This is a genomic window from Cupriavidus sp. HMR-1 (genome assembly GCF_000319775.1).
Taxonomy (GTDB): domain Bacteria; phylum Pseudomonadota; class Gammaproteobacteria; order Burkholderiales; family Burkholderiaceae; genus Cupriavidus; species Cupriavidus metallidurans.
The window spans coordinates 1-7,160 of sequence record NZ_ANKP01000157.1; the positions used below are offsets into that span (position 1 = coordinate 1).

At 63.9% G+C, this 7,160-nt stretch carries 6 protein-coding genes; 5 read left to right on the forward strand and 1 reads right to left on the reverse strand.

Annotated elements, in window-relative coordinates; translation table 11 throughout:
* The 4 genes from D769_RS18580 to D769_RS18595 all read left to right on the forward strand — a co-directional run.
* A partial coding sequence (locus D769_RS18580; protein WP_008648136.1) for a helix-turn-helix domain-containing protein occupies window positions 1-319 on the forward strand: 319 nt, incomplete at its 5' end.
* On the forward strand, window positions 312-914 hold the full coding sequence (gene ampD, locus D769_RS18585; RefSeq protein ID WP_008648137.1) for a 1,6-anhydro-N-acetylmuramyl-L-alanine amidase AmpD: 603 nt from the start codon (window positions 312-314) through the stop codon (window positions 912-914). The genes D769_RS18580 and ampD, both read left to right, overlap by 8 nt.
* A 518-nt stretch (window positions 915-1,432) precedes the next feature.
* A complete protein-coding gene (locus tag D769_RS18590; RefSeq protein WP_008648138.1) occupies window positions 1,433-4,372 on the forward strand; it encodes a ribonucleoside-diphosphate reductase subunit alpha in 2,940 nt (979 codons plus the stop codon).
* A 140-nt stretch (window positions 4,373-4,512) separates the two neighbouring features.
* Entirely contained in the window at window positions 4,513-5,700 is a 1,188-nt protein-coding gene (locus D769_RS18595) for a ribonucleotide-diphosphate reductase subunit beta (protein ID WP_008648139.1), read from the forward strand.
* Between the two features lie 94 nt (window positions 5,701-5,794).
* Here D769_RS18595 and D769_RS18600 read toward each other — a convergent pair whose 3' ends face one another.
* A complete protein-coding gene (locus D769_RS18600) occupies window positions 5,795-6,793 on the reverse strand; it encodes a tripartite tricarboxylate transporter substrate binding protein (RefSeq protein WP_051705519.1) in 999 nt (332 codons plus the stop codon).
* Window positions 6,794-6,872: 79 nt separating this feature from the next.
* On the opposite strand from D769_RS18600, the gene D769_RS18605 reads away from it, so the two are divergent.
* A partial coding sequence (locus D769_RS18605) for an alcohol dehydrogenase catalytic domain-containing protein (protein ID WP_008648141.1) occupies window positions 6,873-7,160 on the forward strand: 288 nt, incomplete at its 3' end.

Consider the following 7,160-nt stretch of genomic DNA (forward strand, 5'->3'; position numbering starts at 1 on the left):
GATGCCAGAACCGGCGCCTGTACCGGCCCCGATCCCCGTGGCGGGGCCGGTTGCCGCGCCTGCCCCCGATGCTGGCGCGCCGGCTGCCACCACGTTCCCGATCAATCTTCCCGCGCACCTGGAGGCGATGGAGCGCGAGCTGATCCTGCGCGCCCTGCGACAGACCGGCTTCAACCGGACCGCCGCGGCGCCGCTGCTGGGTCTGAACTTCCGCCAGTTGCGGTACCGGATCGAGCAACTTGGCATCTGCGAGGAGGATGGGCGCAGTGGCCGGGACGATAGCGAATCGCTGGCCGAAGGGGAGGGGCGAGATGTCTGACGCCGCAGGCCGGGTCCGTGACTGGCAGCCCGACGCCGACGGCTGGGTCCCCGCGGCCCGCCGCGTGCCGTCCCCGAACTTCGACGCCCGCCCCGAAGGCATGGCGGTCGATGTGGTGGTACTGCACAACATCAGCTTGCCGCCGGGGCAGTTCGGCTCCGACGATATCGAGGCGTTCTTCCAGAATCGGCTCGATGCCACGCGCCATCCGTTTTTCGAGACGATTCGCGACGTCCGGGTATCGGCCCACTTCCTGGTCCGTCGCGATGGCGAGCCGGTTCAGTTTGTCGCCTGCACGCAACGTGCGTGGCACGCTGGCCAGTCCGACTATTGCGGACGCCAACGCTGCAACGACTTCTCGATCGGCATCGAGATCGAGGGCGCCGACGACCAGCCGTTCACGCCAGCGCAATACGAGACGGTGGCCGCGCTGGTGAGTGCCCTGCGGGCCGCCTATCCGATCCAGGGCGTCGCTGGCCACAGCGACATTGCGCCGGGGCGCAAGACCGACCCAGGCCCCCACTTCGACTGGAGCCGCTTTGCGAAACAGGCCGCGCTACCGCCGGCGATGATGCCGTACCGGCACGCAAGGTAGGTTTCCCAGGGGGGCCAAATAGGGTGCGCCGGGCCCCGAATCGTCACGACGGCTGCCACATTCTGGGGCACCTATCGCCGACCTGTTCCCATAGAAATATTTTCAAAATCTTGTGCGCCACCGAACGGCTCGCCGCGAACCCTTGAGGCAGCGGGCTTTGCGGGATTGTGGCGCTGCCGCACCGCCGGCCCGGCAATGTGAAAGCTGATTGTCAAGACTGGTCATTCAGGCTCGTTTCACTATACTTAGCCCAGATTTTCGATGTGACCACTATATCTAGTGGTTTTTCCGGGGAGCCGACCCAAGAGTGAAGCCTCGCCGCAGCAGCTTGCGGTGTGTGCGTCACAAAATTCAACCGGGTCGGGCTGTAAAAGAGTCCCTAGCAGAATGAACGCCTGTGCAGTTTGGTTCTCGCCTGGCATGGCCAGTGTCGAGTGTCTTCTGGAGCGCATTTTGCTAGGGACTTTGTCATCTTCAGCAGAAGTCTTCAATACAAGGGTTAAAACAGGAGTTACCTCATGCAAACGGCCCAAAACGAACAACAAACCACTGGCGTGACTGGCGTTGCTGGCGCAGCAGCCGGCATTGCGCAGCAGAGCCCCGTCGCTGCAGGCGTTACCTATCAGGACTACAAGCTGATCCGCCGTAACGGCGCCGTGGTGTCGTTCGAGCCGAACAAGATTGCCGTGGCCATGACCAAGGCATTCCTGGCCGTCAACGGCGGCCAGGGCGCGGGATCCGCGCGCGTGCGCGAGATCGTCGAGCAACTGACCCAGAATGTGGTGCGCGCGCTGGTGCGCAGCCGTCCGAACGGCGGCACGTTCCATATCGAAGACGTGCAGGATCACGTGGAACTGGCGCTGATGCGCTCGGGCGAACATGAGGTGGCCCGCGCCTACGTGCTGTACCGCGAAAAGCGCACGCAGGAACGCGCCCAGGCCAACGCGCAGGCGGTGGCCCGCGTACAGGAGGCCGGCGTGTCGTTCAACGTGACCGATAACGGTGTGACGTACCAGCTGGACCTGGCGGCGTTGCACGCGCTGATCGATAACGCCTGCAGCGGCCTCGGCAAGGCCGTCAGCGCAGAGCCGATCCTGAAGGAAACGCTCAAGAACCTGTACGACGGCGTGCCGATGACGCAGGTCTACGACTCCGCCATCCTGGCTGCGCGCACGCTGATCGAGAAGGACCCGGCCTACAGCCAGGTGACCGCCCGTATCCTGCTGCACACGATCCGCAAGGAAATCCTGGGCGCCGAAGTGACCCAGACCGAGATGGCGACGAAGTACGCCGAGTACTTCCCGAAGTTCATCGCGCGCGGTATCGAAGCCGAACTGCTCGACGAAAAGCTGGCCACGTACGACCTGGCCCGCCTGGGCGCCGCGCTGGACGCCTCGCGCGACTTCCAGTTCAACTACCTGGGCCTGCAGACGCTGTACGACCGCTACTTCCTGCACGTGGACGAAGTGCGCATCGAAATGCCGCAGGCGTTCTTCATGCGCGTGGCCATGGGCCTGGCGCTGGAAGAGAAGGACCGTGAAGCGCGCGCGATCGAGTTCTACCAGCTGCTGTCGTCGTTCGACTTCATGTCGTCGACCCCGACGCTGTTCAACTCGGGCACGCGCCGCTCGCAGCTGTCGTCGTGCTACCTGACCACGGTCTCGGACGACCTGGAAGGCATCTACGAGGCGCTCAAGGAAAACGCGCTGCTGTCGAAGTTCGCTGGCGGCCTGGGCAACGACTGGACCAACGTGCGCGCGCTGGGCTCGCACATCAAGGGCACCAACGGCAAGTCGCAGGGCGTGGTGCCGTTCCTGAAGGTCGTCAACGACACGGCCGTGGCCGTGAACCAGGGCGGCAAGCGCAAGGGCGCGGTCTGCGCGTACCTGGAAACGTGGCACCTGGACATCGAGGAATTCCTCGAGCTGCGCAAGAACACCGGCGATGACCGCCGCCGCACGCACGACATGAACACGGCCAACTGGATTCCGGACCTGTTCATGAAGCGTGTGATGGAAAATGGCGAATGGACGTTGTTCTCGCCGGCCAGCTGCCCGGACCTGCATGACAAGGTCGGCAAGGCATTCGAGCAGGCCTACCTGGGCTACGAAGCCAAGGCCGCCAACGGCGAACTGAAGCTGTTCAAGAAAGTGCCGGCCATGCAGCTGTGGCGCAAGATGCTGGGCATGCTGTTCGAAACCGGCCATCCGTGGATCACGTTCAAGGACCCGTGCAACATCCGCAGCCCGCAGCAGCACGTGGGTGTGGTGCATAGCTCGAACTTGTGCACGGAAATCACGCTGAACACGAACGAGAGCGAAATCGCCGTGTGCAACCTGGGTTCCGTGAACCTGGTGGCCCACCTGATGCAACAGGCCGATGGCACGTACGTGCTGGATCACGCCAAGCTGCAGAAGACGATCCGCACCGCGATGCGCATGCTCGACAACGTGATCGACATCAACTACTACGCGGTAGAGAAGGCGCGCAACTCGAACCTGCGCCACCGTCCGGTGGGTATGGGCATCATGGGCTTCCAGGACTGCCTGCACGTGCTGCGCACGCCGTACGCCAGCGACGCCGCGGTGAAGTTCGCCGATACGTCGATGGAAGCCGTGTGCTACTACGCCTACCAGGCTTCGACCGAGCTGGCCGAAGAGCGTGGCCGTTACAGCACCTACGAGGGTTCGCTGTGGGATCGTGGCATCCTGCCGCAGGATTCGCTGAAGCTGCTGGCCGAAGAACGTGGCGGCTACCTTGAGGTGGACCTGTCGTCGACGATGGACTGGGACAGCCTGCGCGGTCGCATCAAGCAGCACGGCATGCGCAACTCGAACTGCATCGCGATCGCCCCGACCGCGACCATTTCGAACATCATCGGCGTGTCCGCCTGCATCGAGCCGACGTTCCAGAACCTGTACGTGAAGTCGAACCTCTCGGGCGAGTTCACGGTTGTGAACGACTACCTCGTGCGCGATCTGAAGGAACGCGGCCTGTGGGACGAAGTGATGGTCGCCGACCTGAAGTACTTCGACGGTTCGCTGGCCCGCATCGACCGCATTCCGCAGGACCTGCGGGACATCTACGCCACGGCGTTCGAAGTGGAACCGACCTGGCTCGTGGAAGCCGCCAGCCGCCGTCAGAAGTGGATCGACCAGGCCCAGTCGCTGAACATCTACATGGCCGGCGCTTCGGGCAAGAAGCTGGACGACACCTACAAGCTGGCCTGGCTGCGTGGTCTGAAGACCACGTACTACCTGCGCACGATGGCCGCCACGCACGTGGAGAAGTCCACCGTGCAGCGCGGTTCGCTGAACGCGGTGTCGTCGGGCGCTGACGGCCAGTCGGGCATTGATGCCGCGGCGTCGGCCGCACCGGCGATGCCGGAGGCCGAGGGCGCGGTCTGCACGATGCGTCCGGGCGATCCTGGCTTCGAAGAGTGCGAAGCCTGCCAGTAAGCAACACCTGAAAGTACCCTCGGTCTGCTCCCCTCTCCCGCTGTGCGGGGGAGGGGCCGGGGGAGAGGGCCAGGCACATCGATAGCCGATGCGCCTAAGCTGGCCACAGCCGCCCCTGATCGAATCATCGGAGAAACAACATGCTGAGCTGGGACGACGACGTTCAAGCCACACCGCAGGCCGCGCCGCAGCCTGCCCTGCAACCCGCTGCCGTCGCCACGTCGGTCGACCAGCAAGGCGTGCTGCCGCCGGCAGCCACCGAGCCGGGCATCCTTGGCAACAACCCCAACGCCGCCGCCGCGCAAAGCACGCGCCGCGTGAACGCCGCTGACAAGCGCGTGATCAACGGCGCCACGGACGTGAACCAGCTCGTGCCGTTCAAGTACAAGTGGGCATGGGAAAAGTATCTGGCCGGTTGCGCGAACCACTGGATGCCGCAGGAAATCAACATGTCGCGCGACATCGCCCTGTGGAAGGACCCGAACGGCCTGACCGAGGACGAGCGCCGCATCATCAAGCGCAATCTGGGCTTCTTCGTGACGGCCGATTCGCTGGCCGCCAACAATATCGTGCTGGGCACGTACCGCCAGATCACGGCGCCGGAATGCCGCCAGTACCTGTTACGTCAGGCCTTCGAAGAGGCCATCCACACGCACGCCTACCAGTACATCGTGGAATCGCTCGGCCTGAACGAAGCCGAGATCTTCAACGCGTACCATGAAGTGCAGTCGATCCGCGACAAGGACGAGTTCCTGATCCCGTTCATCGACACGCTGACCGACCCGTCGTTCAAGACCGGCACGCCGGAGAACGACCAGAAGCTGCTGAAGTCGCTGATCGTGTTCGCCTGCATCATGGAAGGCCTGTTCTTCTACGTGGGCTTCACGCAGATCCTGGCGATGGGCCGTCAGAACAAGATGACCGGCGCTGCCGAGCAGTACCAGTACATCCTGCGCGACGAATCCCTGCACTGCAATTTCGGCATCGACCTGATCAACCAGATCAAGCTCGAGAACCCGCACCTGTGGACGGCCGAGTTCAAGGCCGAGATCACCGAGTTGTTCAAGAAGGCCGTGGACCTGGAATACCGCTACGCCGAGGACACCATGCCGCGCGGCGTGCTGGGCCTGAACGCACCGATGTTCAAGGGCTACCTGCGCTTCATCTGCAACCGCCGTTGCCAGCAGATCGGCCTGGAGCAGCTCTTCCCGAACGAGGAAAACCCGTTCCCGTGGATGAGCGAAATGATCGACCTGAAGAAAGAGCGTAACTTCTTCGAGACGCGCGTCATCGAGTACCAGACGGGCGGCGCGCTGTCGTGGGATTGAGGGGTCGGCTGCCGCGTTGAGAAGACGGCAGCCAGAATGGGTAGTGTGCGGACATCGGGCGAGAGCCTGATGTCCGTTTTTGTTTCTTGGCGGCTTATTCCGCCGTCGCCCCAGACCGCTTCACCACCGTCGCCCATTTGCGGATCTCGCTATCCACGAACTTGCCGGTGTCTGCCGGCGTCATGGGCATGGGCTCCGAGCCCCGGTCGGTGATGAACTTGTGCAGTTCGGGCGATTGCAGCGCCTTGACGGTCTCCGCATTCAGCTGCGAGACGACGGCCGGGGGCGTGCCAGATGGCGCCATCATCACGGCCCAGCCCAGCGCCTCGAAGCCCGGCACGCCCTGTTCGCGCACGGTTGGCACCGATGGGAGCTGCGGCACGCGTTGCGTCGTGGTCACGGCCAGCGGCAGGGCCTTGTGGCTCTGGATCAGCGGCATGGCGGCCGTCACCGAATCGACCATCAGCGGAATCTGGTTGCCGAGGAAATCGGCCTGCGCCGGGCCGCTGCCCTTGTACGGAATGTGCACGACGAAGATGCCGGTCTGTGCCTTGAGCATTTCGGCCGACAGGTGCTGCGTGCCGCCGATGCCGGCACTCGCGTAGCTGTACTTGCCCGGCGCCGCCTTGGCCTTCGTGATCAGGTCGCGCAGCGAGGTGAAACCCGACTGCGGCGTGGCCAGGAACACCAGAGGCACCGAGAACACGCCTGATATCGGCGCGAAGTCCTGGCGCGGGTCGTAGTTGACCTTCTTGTAGAGCGTCTGGTTGATCGCCATCGCGCTGCCCGCCATCACGAGCGTATAGCCATCGGCCGGTGCCTTCGCGGCAACCTCCATGCCGATATTGCCACCGGCGCCTGCCCGGTTCTCGACAATGACGGACTGGCCCAGTTGCTTGCCCAGTTTCTCGGCAAGCGCGCGGGCGAAGATATCGGTGGCCTGTCCGGGCGGGAACGGCACGATGAGCTTGATGGGGCGGTCAGGCCAGGCGGCGTGGGCGGTGGTGGCGGCTGCGAGCAGCAGCGCGGCCAGGGACAGGCGTGACGGCTTCAATGAATTCTCCTCGTTGTTTTCGAGGGATTTTACGCGCATCTCCTTTCAGATTCGGCTCAGAGACTTCGGACTTTGGGCTCCCTAGGATCCGTGATGGGTCCACCAAGGAGAGCCATCGATGAAAGCCGTAGTCCAGTACCAATTCGGCGAAACGCCGTGCTTCACCACCTTTGACGACCCCCATCCGAGCGATGGGGAAACCCTGGTCCAGGTCAGGGCCGCAGTGATCTGCCCGGCCGATCTCGCTATCGCCAAGGGGCTGCATCCCCGCTTGCCGACGCAGTTGCCGTTCATTTGTGGGCGCGATGGCGTAGGGCGGCTCGCCGACGGGCAGCGTGTCTACTTCCGGGCCGGCCGCGCGCCGTATGGCGCGATGGCCGAGTACGCGCCGGCCGAGTGGGTGGCG